Origin of the sequence: Trichococcus paludicola (assembly GCF_003052295.1) — a bacterium.
GTDB classification, from domain to species: domain Bacteria; phylum Bacillota; class Bacilli; order Lactobacillales; family Aerococcaceae; genus Trichococcus; species Trichococcus paludicola.
Genome location: NZ_QBLC01000004.1, coordinates 135,158 through 150,219, shown reverse-complemented (window position 1 = coordinate 150,219; position 15,062 = coordinate 135,158). Strand labels below are relative to the sequence as shown.

Genomic DNA, 15,062 nt, shown 5'->3' with positions numbered 1-15,062 from the left:
AATGAGGTGTCAATGTGAATCAGTTTTTTAACAATAAAAAATTGATCATCCTATTGATCAGTGTGATCACCTTTATCAGCTTGATAGCATATTCTCTTACGAACAACAGAGAAGATACATCGATACCGCAACAAGTAGGGAACGATGTGACAGGCTCCATTGCGAGAATATTTTCTAAGCCGGCGGAAGTAGTGGCGAATTTTGTTGATTCAGTCGATAACCTGATGAATACGTATGAAGAAAATCAATCTTTAAAAAGTAAAATTGATACCGTTTATGAGCTGCAAGTGAAAGTCTATAATCTGGAGCAAGAAAATGCACGGATGCAGGAAGAACTTGAATTAAAAAGCACTTTATCAGAATATGAACAAATCAATGCTTCTGTAGTATCCCGCAACCCAGACAGTTGGTTGAACCAAATCGTCATCGACAAAGGATCACAGGATGGGGTAGAGGTCGACATGTCGGTGATGGCCGGAAACGGTCTGATCGGCCGTGTATCCGAAGTCAATTCAACCAGCGCGAAAGTTCTCTTGTTGACTACTTCGAACGATACGACCAACCGGGTGTCTGCTGAAATCCAAACGGAATCCGGTCCCGTTCATGGCATCGTCAATGGCTATGATGAGAACACGAAGATGCTTTCCATGTCCCAGATTGCCCCTGATGCGGTAATCAATCCGGGCGACAGTGTGATCACTTCAGGCTTGGGCGGCGTTTCGCCAAGCGCCTTGTTAATTGGAACCGTCAAAGAAGTATCCATGGACAGCTACGGCTTGTTCAAGCAAGTTACGATTGAGCCCGCCGGAGAGGTTTATAATATCCGCTTCGTGACGGTCATCAAACGGCTGAGCGGGAGTGGTGAGTGATGGTGCAGAACAGATCTTTACATCACACTTATTTCATCCCTGTGATGCTTTACTTGCTTTTGATTTTGGATGGCTTTTTGATCAATGCCTTCCCGGGCCAGTTCGTCAGTGAAGAGTATATCCTCGTGCCGCACCTGGCGCTTTTCGGGTTCGTGCTTTTTTCCTACTATTTCCCAAAGCAGCCGATGCAGTTCTACGCGGTTCTGTTCGGGCTGTTGTTCGACAGTTACTACAGCGGCATTTTGGGCGTGTACGCAGTCGCTTTTGCGGTGATCGTGTATTTCGTGAAGAAAATGCAGAAATATTTGACGGAAAATGTTTTTGTGTTGGCCTTGTTGTTCATCCTGGCAATTGTAGCGGTAGATTCATTCGTTTTTGGCTTTTACAGCTTGATGGACATTACGCAGCTTGATTTCAGCGCCTTCGCTTCAGAACGGCTGGGACCCACAATCGTGTTGAATATTGTGTTGTTCATTGTAATTTATTATCCCTTGTTTAAGCTTGTATCCTGGATGTATGATTGAACAGGATGAGAAATAAATGAGACTTTTTTTAATGAAATACTTGCATTTAACGAACGCTGTGGTATTATTGTCTTAAATTCTAAATGCAATGAAGAGAAAAAGTAACTTTTGCCTATTTCCAGAGAGTTTGCGGGTGGTGCGAGCAAACAATAGCGATCAGTGAAATCACATCTCTGAGCAAGAATGCCGAAAAGACAGCATCCGCTGCCCTCAGTAGGTTGACTCGGTTGTGCCCGTTACAGCACTGACGTTTCAAAAGGAACGTTATGAGGCGGTTTCTGTGAAGATGCCGCAAAAAAAGGTGGAACCACGACTTCAATCGTCCTTTAACTTTCAGCAGGAAGTTAGAGGGCTTTTTTTATTGGAAATGGCTTGATGAGGGGCCACCACAAAATACGGTAATAAAAAAGTACACATATATGGAGGAGAAGAATATGAAAAAATTAGCATTAATGTTGTTGGCGTCTACAGGTTTATTGGCTGCATGCGGTGGAGGAGCTGCTGAAGATTCTTCCGCAACCGGATCGGAAGCTTCAGGAATCAAAGAAACATTGGTGATGGGGCTGGATGATACTTTTGCACCGATGGGCTTCAAAGACGAGAGCGGCGAAATCGTCGGTTTCGATGTCGACTTGGCGAAAGAGGTTGCTGAACGCTTGGATGTGGAAATCACTTTCCAACCGATTGATTGGGCAATGAAGGAAACCGAATTGGCTTCCGGGAACATCGACATGATCTGGAATGGCTATACCATCACGGATGAGCGCAAAGAGAAAGTACTTTTCACAGAACCGTATCTGAACAACAGCCAAATCATTGTCACAATGGCAGACAGTGATATCGAAACAAAAGCCGATTTGGCTGGGAAAGTCGTCGCGACGCAACAAGGATCTGCAGCTTACGATGCCATCAACGCCGACGAAACGGGAATTGGCGCTGAGTTTGAAGGGGGAACGGCTATTTTGTACCCTAGCTTCAATGACGTGTTCAACGACCTGGAAAGCGGCCGCAGTGATGCAATCGTCGTTGATGAAGTATTGGGCCGTTATACAATGAAGCAGAAAGGTGAGGAAAAGTATGTCGTTCTTACCGATAATTTTGGCGATGAAGAATATGGTGTGGGTCTCCGCAAGGAAGATGTCGCACTGAAAGAAGCGATTGACGGAGCGCTGAATGATATGCGTGAAGATGGAACGTACGATGAAATCTACACAACTTGGTTCGCTGAATAACATTATTGTTTGTTGAAGGAGGAAAGGCGCATGTTGGATAAGCTAAAAAAAGCTGCCTTGATCGGAACGGGTTTATTGTTGTTGGCTGGATGCAACAGCGGTACTGCTGATGACGCTTCCGCCAGCTCGGAAGCTGTTGCTGAGGAAACGCTGATTGTAGGTTTGGATGACACGTTTGCGCCGATGGGATTCCGTGATGACAATAATGAAATCATCGGATTCGATGTCGATCTGGCGAAAGAGGTCGGTGAACGGATCGGAGCCGAAATGGTTTTTCAACCGATTGATTGGGCAATGAAGGAAACCGAATTGGATTCCGGTAACATCGACATGATCTGGAATGGCTATGCCATCACGCCGGAACGGGCTGAAAAAGTGCTCTTGAGCGAACCGTACATCGTGGATGCGCAATCCATCATCGTCTTGAAGGACAGCGAAATCCAAACGAAAGCGGACTTGGAAGGGAAGTTGGTTTCGACGCAACAATCTTCCAGTTCAGTGGATAAAATCATGGAAGATGCATCAGGGATATTTGAAAAGTTGGGCGGAGATCTGGTGCTTTATCCTTCCAATAACAATTCCTTCAGCGACCTGGAATCGGGCCGCGTGGATGCTATCGTCGTCGGTGAAGTCTACGGGCGTTACTACATGAAGCAGTCCGGTAAAGACATCTACCGTGTCCTGGCTGATAACTTTGGGGAAGACGAGATGGCGGTTGCCTTCAAAAAGGATAACACGGACTTGCAGGAGCGTGTCGATGCAGCTTTGGCCGACATGAAGGACGACGGAACCTTCGATGAAATATACGATAAATGGTTCTATAATGAATAACGAAAATATAGGGTAAGAAAGAGGTTTATGAAATGGACTTGATACAGACGATACTGCCATCATTGCTTGACGGCTTGAAGATGACACTTACGTTGTTCTTCATCATAGGGATCTCCAGCATTCCGTTAGGATTTCTGATTGCCGTCATCCGGGTTTACGGACCGAAGTGGCTGGGTTTTCTGATCCAGATATATGTCTTCATTATGAGAGGGACACCATTGCTGTTGCAATTGATGTTTGTTTTCTTCGGTTTGCCGCTGATAGGCATTACGTTGGATCGTTTTTCGGCAGCAATTTTGGCATATATGATCAACTACGCTGCCTATTATGCGGAAATCTTCCGTGGAGGTATCACTGCTGTTCCGAAAGGACAGTTCGAGGCCATTTCGGTGTTGGGTATCGGTAAGGTCAGAGGGTTTTTCAAAATCATCATTCCGCAGGTCACTAAGATTGTATTGCCATCTGTAGGGAATGAAGTGATTGCGCTAGTAAAAGATACATCTTTGGTTTATGTCATCGGTCTCGGGGAACTGTTGCGCGCGGGGCAAATTGCTGCGAATACATATGCCTCGTTAGTGCCTTTCTTGGCTGTGGGTATCGTCTATCTATCCGTTACGGCTGTCATTACGGTGCTGCTGAATAAACTTGAATCCAAAGGGAACTTTTAGGGGGGAGCGGCAATCATGTTATTAAATGCGATGAATTTAAAAAAGTCTTATCATGACATAACCGTAATCGATGATTTTTCTTTCCACATCGATTCCAATGAGATCGTTGTGCTTGTAGGGCGTTCCGGAACTGGTAAAACAACATTGATGCGTTTGCTCAACAATCTTGAAAAAGCAGACCAAGGCACCATTTCGATTGAGGATGCTGTCTTGTGCAAACAAGGTTTGAAGGGCGCAGAATATGCGGACCGCAAACAAAGGCGTCTTTACCAAAATAAAATCGGCATGGTGTTTCAGGATTACGCTTTGTTCCCGAACCTTACTGTGCTGGACAATCTGCTGGAGGCGCCGCTTGCACAAAAATTGGGCAGCCGTGAAGAGTTGACGGCGAAGGCAGCTGGATTGTTGGAACAAATGGGATTGGAAGACAAATTGAATTCGATGCCGTCGACGTTGTCCGGAGGCCAGAAGCAAAGGGTTGCGATCGCCCGGGCAATGATGTTGAATCCGCGCGTGCTTTGTTTTGACGAACCGACTTCTGCGCTTGATCGTGAATCTTCCGACAGCATCGGAAAGCTGATCCAGGAAATTGCAGCAGGAGGAACCGGTATCCTGATCGTTACGCATGATATCGAGTTCGGGCAACAATATGGTACCCGGATCGTATCCTCAAGTGAATTCGTCAAGAACCGTTAAGGATATTGTGCAGACTAGGGTATGTCCGCAGAAAATTGGACAGTCCAAACAGGAAACAGGGCAGCTGCTCTGTTTCTTTTACTGTTTTTGGTCCTCCGTGAGGTAAATGGCGCCTTATTTGCCGAATGTTTTGATTTAGGTTGACTTGAGGCCCGATTTTTGATAAGCTATTAATGTTGTAAATGTGCGCACCACGGCTACAACCGCACGAATGGGAGTCATAAGACCTTAAAGGGCACTTCGTTTGGCGAGTCTAAGTAAAATAAGGAGGTGCAGAGAATATGTACGCAATTATCGTAACAGGTGGTAAACAATTAAAAGTTGAAGTTGGACAAGCGATCTACATTGAAAAATTAGATGCTGAAGCTGGTGATAAAGTAACTTTTGATGAAATCGTATTTGTAGGTGGAGAAGAAACCAAAATTGGCGCTCCATTCGTAACAGGTGCTTCTGTAGAAGGCACTGTTGAAAAACAGGGCAAAGAAAAGAAAGTAACTACTTTCAAATACAAGAGAAGAAAAGATACACACCGCAAGCAAGGTCATCGTCAACCTTATACAAAAGTAATCATTGACGCAATCAAAGCATAAGAGTGTGAATAAACATGATTGAAGTGAAATTTAAAGAAGATGACCATGGCAACCTGCTTTCTTTCGAGATTACGGGACATGCCGGATATGGAGTAGCAGGTGAAGATATTATCTGTGCCGCTGTTTCCGTACTGGCCATCGAAACTGTGAATAGCGTGGAACGTTTAGCCGGTTACCAGATGCTTGTTGATGAAGCAAATGATGAAGGCGGGTATCTCTATGCGGAAATACTTTCCGAAAGGGAAGCGGAACAGCAATACATTACGCAGATTTTACTGAAGCATCTATTCTATTCACTGGAAGATGTCGCTCAGACATATCCAGATTATGTGACCATAAAAATGCAATAAAAACTGTACTACTTAATAAGGAGGTGCAAACCACATGTTGAAATTGAATCTACAATTGTTCGCCCACAAAAAAGGGGGCGGATCTACTACCAACGGACGTGAGTCCCAATCTAAACGTTTAGGCGCTAAACGTGCAGACGGACAAACAGTAACTGGCGGATCGATTTTGTACCGTCAACGCGGAACAAAAATTCATCCAGGTACTAACGTCGGTATCGGTGGAGATGACACTCTATTTGCAAAAGTTGACGGTGTCGTTCGTTTCGAACGTTTAGGCCGTGACAAAAAACAAGTTTCTGTATACCCTACAGCTAAATAATACTTGTACTTTTGCCGATCAACCAATTACATACACACAAAAAACCTTGCGGGGGCAAATGATTAGTCACTTCCTTCGCAGGTTTTTTTGTTTTTTACAAAACAACAAAAAGTAAGGGACGGTGAACGACTTGAAAGCAACAAATGTTGAGAGTCTTTTCGGTTTAATGGATGAAGCCATCAAATTACTTCAAACGGAAGCTGAACTATCATACATAGAAGCGTTGTCCGAAACGCTGGAAAATCTTTCCTTTGAAGGGAAAGCACAACAAGTGGAAGGATTGCCCTCAAATGAGGCAATCGAGCGCCTGAACAGCCTCTACAAAAAGATGAATTTGGAAGCCTTGGATAAAGAAATCATCCGCAAGAGCATACAACTGACTTTCATCAAAGCTACGAAAGAAGACAAGCTCCAGATGAATCATCAAATGACTCCGGACACGATTGCGTATCTGATTGCTTATTTTATCGGAGAAATAAAAAAAGATAAGACAGAAAAACTGCATGTTTCAGACTTGGCAGCAGGAACTGGGAATCTGCTCAATATCGTTCTGGCGCATTTGGCAAGCAGAGGCAATGAAGTGACTGCGGAAGCAGTTGACAACGATGACCTGTTGATCAGTGTCGCGGCCAACAGCGGATCCTTGATGGGATTGGCCGAAAAAATCCATTACACCCACTCGGACAGCCTTCAGGAACTGTTGATTGAACCCTCGGATATCATGGTATCAGATTTTCCAATCGGCTATTATCCAGTGAATGAGCGCGCAAAAAATTACAAAACAGCTTTTTCGGAAGGAAATTCTTTTGCGCATTTCTTAATGTTTGAACAAAATGTGAACTATTTAAAAGAATCCGGTTGGGGGGTTTTTATCGTTCCATCCGATATTTTTGAAACAGATAAAACATCTGTATTAATGGGGTGGCTAAAGGAAAACGTTCATATACAGGCATTTTTGAGCCTTCCGGCAGATCTGTTCCACAAAAATGGAATGAAAAAATCAATCATTATTGTTCAAAAAAATGGTGGAAAATCGATTCAAGCCGAACAAGTGCTTTTGGGGGAAATTCCAGATCTTAAAAACGCACAAAAGATGCAATCTTTCCTGGATATTTTCCACAATTGGAGCGCAAAGATGATATAATATTTATTAGAGATATAAGAAAAATCAGTCAATTTAAAGGAGAGAAAAAAATGTCAAAAATCATCGCTATCAATGCTGGTAGCTCAAGCTTGAAATTTACATTATACGCTATGCCTGATCAGGAAGTTCTTGCAACCGGAATTATCGAAAGAATCGGTTTGAACGATTCCGTCTTCACAATCAAATATGGAGAAGGCGAAAAATTCAAGGTAACGGAAGATATTGCGAACCATGAGATCGCGGTACAAAACTTGCTGGATCAATTATTGGCACTAAACATCATTTCAAGCTACGATGAGATCACAGGTGTTGGCCACCGTGTCGTTGCCGGCGGCGAAATCTTCAAAGATTCCGCGCTTGTGGATGATCTTGTCCTGGAACAAATCGAAGAACTGGCTGAATTGGCGCCGTTGCATAACCCAGCGAACGCTACCGGAATCCGTGCGTTCAAAAAATTGTTGCCTGAAATCACAAGTGTTGCTGTATTCGACACCTCTTTCCATACAACAATGCCGAAAGTAAATTACCTTTACAGCATCCCGATGGAGTACTATGAAAAATATTCTGCAAGAAAGTACGGCGCACACGGAACAAGCCATAAATACGTAGCTGAACGCGCTGCCGAAATGTTGGGAAGACCGATCGAAGAGTTGAAGATCGTTACATGCCACATCGGTAACGGTGGTTCCATCACTGCTGTCCAAGGCGGAAAATCGATCGACACATCCATGGGCTTCACGCCATTGGCTGGTATCACGATGGGAACTCGTTCAGGGGACATCGATGCATCTTTAATCGCGTATTTGATGGGCAAACTGGGCATCACGGATATCAATGAATTCGTTGACATCCTGAATAAAAAATCAGGTCTGTTGGGACTTTCAGGCGTATCAAGCGATATGCGCGATGTTGAGACAGAAGCTGAAAAAGGCAACGAGCAAGCTCAAATTGCATTGGATATCTTCCACAATCGCATCATAAAATATATCGGACAATATGTTGCAATCATGAACGGTGTGGATGCGATCGTCTTCACTGCCGGCGTCGGAGAAAATTCTGCGCCTACCCGCAAAATCATCATCGATGGCATCTCTTGGTTCGGTTGCGAAATCGACGATGAAAAGAACAATGTTCGCGGCGTTGAAAGAATCATTTCAACTGACGATTCAAAAGTTAAAGTACTGTTGATCCCTACGGACGAAGAAGTGATGATCGCTCGCGACGTCGTACGCTTCAGCCAAAAATAAGAAAAGCGGAACGGGTTCGTTCAGCCCTGAAAGAAATTTAGGAAATCGTGCCACGCAACGTTCTCTACGGTTACCTTTTACTGGGACTCTAAGGGATGAATCGCTAAAAGTCCCATGCAACTGAGCATCGTAGAGCGCAATATGCTGAGAGACTTCCTGCGTCAGCAGGGTAGTCGAATAGTATCCTTGGCTCGCAGAGTCAAGGGGTTCCTCTATCCTTTCCGAAGGGCTAACCCGTGCAGCTGGACAACTTTTTGGATGCATGAAAACTTTTGCAAACCTGTAAAACACCAACGGTGACGCACTTTTGGATTCAAAATGTATTATGCTTCCATAATAAAAAATAAAAATTCCGATATGCCAACAACTGGCATAACGGAATTTTTTTGTTGAATTTTTTCTGAGGCAGGGAGTTAGACCGCTGCCTGTCATTTTTTAGGTTTTGGTTTATTCTCCAGGTCGGTCCGGACGACCAGCACATCGCAAGGTGCGTTGCGGATGACGTACTCGGAAACGGAGCCGATGAACAGTCTTTCGACGGCATTAAGGCCGGTCGCGCCGATCATGATCAGATCCACGCCGTATTCGGCAGGCAAATCTTTTGCGATGATGGCTTTTGGCGAGCCGTATTCGATGACTGTGTGAACATCCGTTATGCCTTCGTTCGTGGCGTAGGTTTTGTATTCTTCCATCAACGTTTTGGATTGGCGGACGATTTCATCCGTAAAGCTGCCTTCAAAACCTGTAGGGGTCTGTATGGCTCTTGTATCAATAATATGAGTGATGATGATGGCTGCTTTATTCCGTTTGGCCACTTCCACTGCTTTACGGAAGGATAATTCTGATTCTCTCGATCCGTCAACCGGTATCAAAATTTTCTTATACTCTTGAAACATATTAACCACTCCTCTAAACTAGTATCGCTTACAAGTTTATTTTACTTCACTTTCCATAAAAATGAAAGCGTATGCGATATTTTCCGGAATTTATTGATCAGCGGCCCTGATCTTTCATCATGCCGGCCAGCCGGATGCTGAAGAGTGCTGTATACCCTGAGGCAATCAATACGGCAAATGCATAAAGCAGGGAACTCCTGAAGAAAATCGTCAGCAGACAGAGAAACCCAATCAACATGTACAGGGCTCCGCCGTTGCGGAAAAAGAGCCAGATCTGATGGCGTTGCTGTTCTGTGATCCGATCCGGAGCCAACACGAAGACAGTGGGGCCTTTCAATGTCATGAAAAGTCCGGTCGAAACCAATAATAATGAAAAAAGGGCAATCAACAATTCAACCAAAGTGTGTCCTCCTCAAGGAAATTGCGGGATAATGGCTCAAGAAATGCTTTCCCGAATATTTCAGTCTGCAAAAAAAGCTGCTCAAAGAGCAGCTCCAAAAGTATAAAACTTTATTAGAAATCCGATGGTGCCGGTGAGTTATATTCTACTAGTTTTGAACCCGCATATAAGCAGGTGGGCTCCAATATCCAGTCTCTAACTACCAAATGAAAAGGCGTGTTATCCACCGGAATAAACAGGATCCCAAGGTAGTAATAAATTGTTCGGTCAACACATTGAGAATATGTCGAACACCTCAGAAATCTATATACGTATAGTAGCATACTAATCAATCGTTGGCAAGCAAAACACAAGCATTTCAATCCGGAAACAGTACAGCAGCAACTGGTTAAACGCTGCCAAACAGTAATCAGGAATCTTTGTTGAAGCGGTGCTGCAATTGGCTGGCCAAGGCTTGTTCATATTTTCCGGTCGAAGCGGGCTCGTAGTATCGGCGATCTTTCAGCGAGTCCGGCAAATATTGTTGTTTGATCCAGTGATCCGGGAAGTCGTGCGGGTATTGATACCCGATGCCACGGCCCAGCTTGTTTGCACCGCTGTAATGGGCATCCCGCAGGCTATCCGGTATGTCGCCGGACTTTCCGGCGCGCACGTCGGCAAGAGCGCTGTCCAAGGCAATATAGGCCGAATTGGATTTCGGCGAAAGGGCCAGATCGACGACAGCATTAGCCAAGGGAATCCGTGCTTCCGGCAAGCCCAGCTTTTCGGCAGCCTGAACAGCCAAAACGGTTCGGGCCACAGCTTGCGGATTGCCTAAGCCGATATCTTCGTAGGCACAGACCATCAACCGCCTGCAGGCGATCAGTAATTCGCCGGCTTCCAGCAGCCTGGCCAGATAATGCATGGCCGCATCGACGTCGCTGCCGCGGATCGATTTTTGGAAGGCAGATATGACATCGTAATGGGCATCGCCGTTCTTATCGTGGACCAATGCCTTCTTTTGGACACACTCCTCGGCGATGTCCAAGGTTATGTGGATGGTTCCATCCGCATCCGGTTTGGTGGATAGCGCGGCCAATTCCAAGGCGTTCAGCGAGCCGCGCACGTCACCCATCGTACTTCTGGCGAAATGAAGCAAGGCATCTTCGTCGATCATAATCTTTTCTTTACCCAAACCGCGCTTTTCGTCAGCGATGGCCCGTTCCAGCGCCAATATGACGTCCTGTGTGCTCAGGGCCTTCAATTCGAAAATTTGGGTCCGGCTCCGGATAGCGGGACTGATGCTGATGTATGGATTTTCGGTGGTGGCGCCGATCAGGATGACCTGGCCGCTCTCAAGATGCGGCAAGAGAAAATCCTGTTTGGGTTTGTCCAAGCGATGCACCTCATCCAACAAGAGGATGACCTGGCCGGAAAATTTGGCTTCCTCCACGACGATCTGAAGATCTTTTTTTGTGTCGGTAGCGGCGTTCAGTTGCCGGAAAGCCGAATGGGTCGATCCGGCGATGGCGCTCGCAATGCTGGTTTTGCCGATTCCCGGTGGGCCGTACAGTATCATTGAAGAAAGCATCTTGGCATCGACCATGCGGCGGATGATTTTATTTTCGCCGACCAGATGACTTTGGCCGATGACTTCGTCGATGTGGACGGGACGCATACGGTATGCTAAAGGTTGTTTCATTATTCTCCGCTCCTTTTTCTCTCCCCATTATATGCCATCTGATAATAAAGAACAAACATTCGCCCGGTTATTTCTTTTTGGCAGCTTTGTGAAAATTGATTGAAAAGAAAGGCAAGCAACATCTTTACTATTTACAAGCAGAAAAGCTATAATGAATACATTGAAAATTGGAAGCAGAAAGCGAGAGTATATAATGACGGATTTCAAAGAGATTATTTTAACACATAAATTATCGGCATTATTTTCGAAAGCCTCTTTTGGAATCGAAAAAGAAAGCCAACGGATAACGGGTGAAGGTACAATCGCCAAGACAAACCACCCGACTGTATTCGGAAATCGCAGTTTCCATCCTTACATACAGACTGACTTTGCGGAAAGCCAACCGGAATTGATCACGCCGCCGATGCAGTCAATCGAGGAAACACATGAGTGGCTGACGGCTATCCATGATGTCGTACTGCGATCCTTGCCGGAAGATGAATACCTGTTGCCTTGCAGCATCCCGCCTACCATGCCGGCAAGTGAAGAAATCAAAGTAGCCAAGTTGGACAGCGCGGATGATGTGGCGTACCGGGAGTACTTGGTCTCTGTTTACGGGAACAAGAAACAGATGGTCAGCGGCATCCACTTCAATTTCGAATTGAATCCTGCCCTCATCAAAGAACTTCATCAGCTTTCCGGGTCTGCCGGGACACTTAAGGCGTTCCAATCGGATGTCTACTTGAAGATGGCGCATAACTTCATCCGTCACCAATGGATCATGACCTATCTTATGGGAGGATCCATATCCGCCGACAGCTCCTACTTCGAAAAAGAAACCCAACAGGATTTGCCTCTGGACAGCTACACAAGAAGCATCCGCAGCAGCAAATATGGATACGTCAATAAAGCGGACGTGCATGTTTCTTTTGAATCGATTGATGCCTATGTACAGGATATCGAACGGATGGTAACCAGTGGAAAGCTTATTGCCGAAAAGGAGTTTTATTCCACTGTCCGTTTCAGGGGGGCCAACAAAGCGCGTGATTTGCTGACGAACGGAATCGCCTATCTCGAATTCAGGTTGTTCGATCTGAACCCATTTGCCGAGTTCGGAATGCATAAAGAGGATATGTACTTCATCCATTATTTCCTGCTCTATTTATTGTGGATCGAGAAGGATGCCAGCGAAGAAGAGATGAAAATCGGGAAAGAAATGAATTACAGCACGGCATTGGAGAATCCTCTGCAGCCATCCGCATTCCAATCGGAAGGGCTGTCCGTCCTGGAAGGGATGCTGCAGATGCTGGAAGCGATCGGCGCAGAAGAGAAAATCAGCGCAATCGTTAAAGAAAAAATCGAAGCATTCCACAATCCGGAGAAAACAGTGGCAGGGCAGATGGTCAAGGCAGTGGATGCAACAGAGGACAAAACGGCTTGGGCCACATCTTTGGCCAAAAAGTACAAAGAAGCTGCCTGGAAACGTCCATATGCCTTGAGGGGCTTTGAGGACATGGAACTCTCCACACAGATTCTGATGTTCGATGCCATCCAAAAAGGTTTGAAGATCAACATGCTCGACCGTTATGACCAATTCATCTCGCTGACCTACAAGAATCATCGCGAATATGTGAAGAACGGCAATATGACGGCAAAAGACAGCTATATCGGCCCGCTCATTATGGAAAATAAAGTCGTCACCAAAAAAATATTGGCGGAGAACGGATTCGCGGTGCCGGACAGCGGTGAGTACCATTCTGTGGCCGCAGCCTTGCGCGATTACTCTATCTTTGCTGGGAAAGGCATCGTCGTCAAACCTAAGTCAACGAACTACGGGTTAGGGATTTCCATCTTCAAGGACGGCGCAACAGCCGAAAACTACGAAAAAGCAGTACGCATCGCATTTGAAGAGGACGAGGATATATTGGTCGAGGATTTCTTGGCCGGAACCGAATACCGATTCTTTGTCATAGGCAATGAAACGAAAGCCGTGTTGCTGCGTGTGCCGGCCAATGTGGTAGGTGATGGCAGCCACACAATCCGTCAATTGGTCGAGGAGAAGAATAAAGACAGTCTCCGCGGAAAAAATCACCGTTCCCCATTGGAATTGATAGCGACTGGGGAACTCGAAAAATTGACGATCCAAGGGCAAGGGTATACTTTCGACAGTATCCCACCTGAAGGCACGAATGTCCGTCTGAGGGATAATTCAAACATCAGCACCGGCGGCGATTCAATTGATTTTACGGATCAGATGGACGACAGCTACAAAAAGTTGGCTGTGCAGATGGCAGCCTCACTGGGTGTTGCAGTCTGTGGGGTGGATATCATCATCCCGGATCATTCGGTCCCGGCCACGAAAGAGGAGCCGAACTACGGGGTGATTGAGGCGAACTTCAACCCAGCCATGCTAATCCACATTTATCCATACCAAGGGAAAAGCCGACGCTTGACGATGGAAATCCTGCGCTTATTGTTCCCGGAAATGCAGCTGGAGGAAGAGTAGGGGGGAACTTCATGAAAAAGTCATTTCTGAGAATTGCCAGCCATATTACAATTGCCTTCATCATGTTTTACGGCTATCTCGTCGCGAAGGGATTCAACGACTGGGGGAAGCTGTCGTCTTTTAATCCCCTGCTCGTTCCAGCTCTATCGGCAGGCCTGTTTCTATCCATCCACGTGCATGTCTTTCTTCATGAAGGGGGACATTTTATCTTCGGAAAATTGAGCGGTTATCGGCTGATCAGCTTTCAAGTCAGACGTTACAAATATAGCCATGCGGATCACAGCCTGCATCATATGCAGGCTGCCTCCCCGTTGCTGGCTGGCCAATGCTTGATGGCGCCACCTAAAGGGGACTATGCGGAATTGCCGTATCGCAGTTATCTGCTGGGGGGCATTATGGCAAATGCTTTGACGGGGACACTCCTGTACAGCCTGGCTTTTTGGATGGAACTGAAGACAGGCTCCCTGTTCGTTTTGTTCAGTTTGGTGCCTGTCTGGATGGCTTTAGCGAATCTGCTGCCGAAAGCGCAGAATGACGGAGCTTTGCTGAGGGAAGCAAGCCGCTCATTGCCTGCGCGCAGGCTCCTGTTCCAGCAGTTGGAGATGGCACAGCTTATCGAAGAAAAAGTGCCTTTTGCCGACTTACCGGACGCCTATTTCGAAAGCATAAACGATGCCCAGTATCAAAAAACCTTCCTGGTTGACTACTTCTACATGGTCGCGTATGTCCGCGCTTTGGGGGAACTGGATTTTGAAGAAGCCGATTCATTGTTGCAGACTTTTTCGGCCAACCGTCCAGTCAAAGAGTCAGTCTATTGGCCCGTTTATATGATGGAATCTTTGTTTTGCGATGCGCTGTTCGGTCGGCTCGTAAATGCAGAGGAAAAATACATCCAAATACAAGCTCATCCTTTGTTAAAAAGGTACTGGATCGTAAACAACAGAATAAGGGCGGCCTATGCATTTTTCTGTCTTACCGATATTGAAGAAACGAAAAAATTGTTGGGACAGGGTCCCGCAACTGCCCAAGATTCCTCGAAGGAAATGGAAACCAGCATCGAACTGCGCCTGTACCGTTGGCTCAACAGTTATTTTGAACACTAGAAAGACTTGCGACAGAAAGAAGGTAAC

Annotated in this window: 16 protein-coding genes, 1 other RNA gene and 2 other annotated features; of the genes, 13 read left to right on the top strand and 4 right to left on the bottom strand. The window is 45.8% G+C overall.

Annotation, left to right across the window (positions count from 1 at the left end; all coding sequences use genetic code 11):
• Positions 1 to 14: 14 nt before the first annotated feature.
• The 11 genes from mreC (at position 15) to C7R56_RS07275 (ending at position 8,470) form a co-directional block, all read left to right on the top strand.
• The gene (mreC, locus tag C7R56_RS07325) at positions 15 to 869 is read left to right on the top strand and encodes a rod shape-determining protein MreC (RefSeq protein WP_107995901.1); all 855 of its coding nucleotides are present in this window, start codon (positions 15 to 17) and stop codon (positions 867 to 869) included.
• The gene (mreD, locus tag C7R56_RS07320) at positions 869 to 1,393 is read left to right on the top strand and encodes a rod shape-determining protein MreD (RefSeq protein ID WP_107995900.1); all 525 of its coding nucleotides are present in this window, start codon (positions 869 to 871) and stop codon (positions 1,391 to 1,393) included. Before mreC ends, mreD begins: the two co-directional genes overlap by 1 nt.
• A gap of 79 nt (positions 1,394 to 1,472) precedes the next feature.
• Positions 1,473 to 1,723 (top strand) — a binding site (T-box leader).
• Between the two features lie 104 nt (positions 1,724 to 1,827).
• On the top strand, positions 1,828 to 2,625 hold the full coding sequence (locus C7R56_RS07315) for an amino acid ABC transporter substrate-binding protein (RefSeq protein WP_107995899.1): 798 nt from the start codon (positions 1,828 to 1,830) through the stop codon (positions 2,623 to 2,625).
• 30 nt (positions 2,626 to 2,655) lie between these two features.
• Entirely contained in the window at positions 2,656 to 3,456 is an 801-nt protein-coding gene (locus tag C7R56_RS07310; RefSeq protein ID WP_107995898.1) for an amino acid ABC transporter substrate-binding protein, read from the top strand.
• 32 nt (positions 3,457 to 3,488) lie between these two features.
• Positions 3,489 to 4,124 (top strand): amino acid ABC transporter permease, encoded by a 636-nt coding sequence (locus tag C7R56_RS07305; RefSeq protein ID WP_086941783.1) that lies wholly within the window; start codon positions 3,489 to 3,491, stop codon positions 4,122 to 4,124.
• 15 nt (positions 4,125 to 4,139) lie between these two features.
• On the top strand, positions 4,140 to 4,820 hold the full coding sequence (locus tag C7R56_RS07300) for an amino acid ABC transporter ATP-binding protein (protein WP_107995897.1): 681 nt from the start codon (positions 4,140 to 4,142) through the stop codon (positions 4,818 to 4,820).
• 191 nt (positions 4,821 to 5,011) lie between these two features.
• Positions 5,012 to 5,085, top strand: a sequence feature (ribosomal protein L21 leader region).
• Positions 5,086 to 5,101: 16 nt separating this feature from the next.
• Entirely contained in the window at positions 5,102 to 5,410 is a 309-nt protein-coding gene (gene rplU / locus C7R56_RS07295; protein ID WP_086628296.1) for a 50S ribosomal protein L21, read from the top strand.
• Positions 5,411 to 5,424: 14 nt separating this feature from the next.
• Positions 5,425 to 5,760 (top strand): ribosomal-processing cysteine protease Prp, encoded by a 336-nt coding sequence (locus C7R56_RS07290; RefSeq protein WP_086985390.1) that lies wholly within the window; start codon positions 5,425 to 5,427, stop codon positions 5,758 to 5,760.
• 34 nt (positions 5,761 to 5,794) lie between these two features.
• On the top strand, positions 5,795 to 6,079 hold the full coding sequence (rpmA, locus tag C7R56_RS07285) for a 50S ribosomal protein L27 (RefSeq protein ID WP_068560128.1): 285 nt from the start codon (positions 5,795 to 5,797) through the stop codon (positions 6,077 to 6,079).
• A 121-nt stretch (positions 6,080 to 6,200) separates the two neighbouring features.
• On the top strand, positions 6,201 to 7,223 hold the full coding sequence (locus tag C7R56_RS07280; RefSeq protein ID WP_107995896.1) for a class I SAM-dependent methyltransferase: 1,023 nt from the start codon (positions 6,201 to 6,203) through the stop codon (positions 7,221 to 7,223).
• A 50-nt stretch (positions 7,224 to 7,273) separates the two neighbouring features.
• Positions 7,274 to 8,470 carry an acetate/propionate family kinase gene (locus C7R56_RS07275; RefSeq protein WP_107995895.1) on the top strand — a complete coding sequence of 399 codons (1,197 nt, stop codon included), beginning with the start codon at positions 7,274 to 7,276 and terminating at the stop codon, positions 8,468 to 8,470.
• Between the two features lie 428 nt (positions 8,471 to 8,898).
• On the opposite strand, the gene C7R56_RS07270 is transcribed toward C7R56_RS07275, so the two are convergent.
• The 4 genes from C7R56_RS07270 to C7R56_RS07255 form a co-directional block, all read right to left on the bottom strand.
• Positions 8,899 to 9,366, bottom strand: coding sequence for a universal stress protein (locus tag C7R56_RS07270; RefSeq protein ID WP_086628292.1), 468 nt, complete (start codon positions 9,364 to 9,366; stop codon positions 8,899 to 8,901).
• Positions 9,367 to 9,463: 97 nt separating this feature from the next.
• Positions 9,464 to 9,766 carry a hypothetical protein gene (locus C7R56_RS07265; RefSeq protein ID WP_107995894.1) on the bottom strand — a complete coding sequence of 101 codons (303 nt, stop codon included), beginning with the start codon at positions 9,764 to 9,766 and terminating at the stop codon, positions 9,464 to 9,466.
• 114 nt (positions 9,767 to 9,880) lie between these two features.
• Positions 9,881 to 10,071, bottom strand: a non-coding RNA gene (ssrS, locus tag C7R56_RS07260) — 6S RNA.
• A gap of 104 nt (positions 10,072 to 10,175) precedes the next feature.
• Complete coding sequence (locus tag C7R56_RS07255; RefSeq protein WP_107995893.1) at positions 10,176 to 11,447, bottom strand: replication-associated recombination protein A; 1,272 nt, start codon at positions 11,445 to 11,447, stop codon at positions 10,176 to 10,178.
• A gap of 193 nt (positions 11,448 to 11,640) precedes the next feature.
• Here C7R56_RS07255 and gshAB point away from each other — a divergent pair, with 193 nt between their 5' ends.
• Together gshAB and C7R56_RS07245 are read left to right on the top strand one after the other, a co-directional pair.
• Entirely contained in the window at positions 11,641 to 13,932 is a 2,292-nt protein-coding gene (gene gshAB / locus C7R56_RS07250; protein WP_107995892.1) for a bifunctional glutamate--cysteine ligase GshA/glutathione synthetase GshB, read from the top strand.
• An 11-nt stretch (positions 13,933 to 13,943) separates the two neighbouring features.
• The gene (locus C7R56_RS07245) at positions 13,944 to 15,035 is read left to right on the top strand and encodes a zinc metalloprotease (protein WP_107995891.1); all 1,092 of its coding nucleotides are present in this window, start codon (positions 13,944 to 13,946) and stop codon (positions 15,033 to 15,035) included.
• Positions 15,036 to 15,062 lie beyond the last annotated feature (27 nt).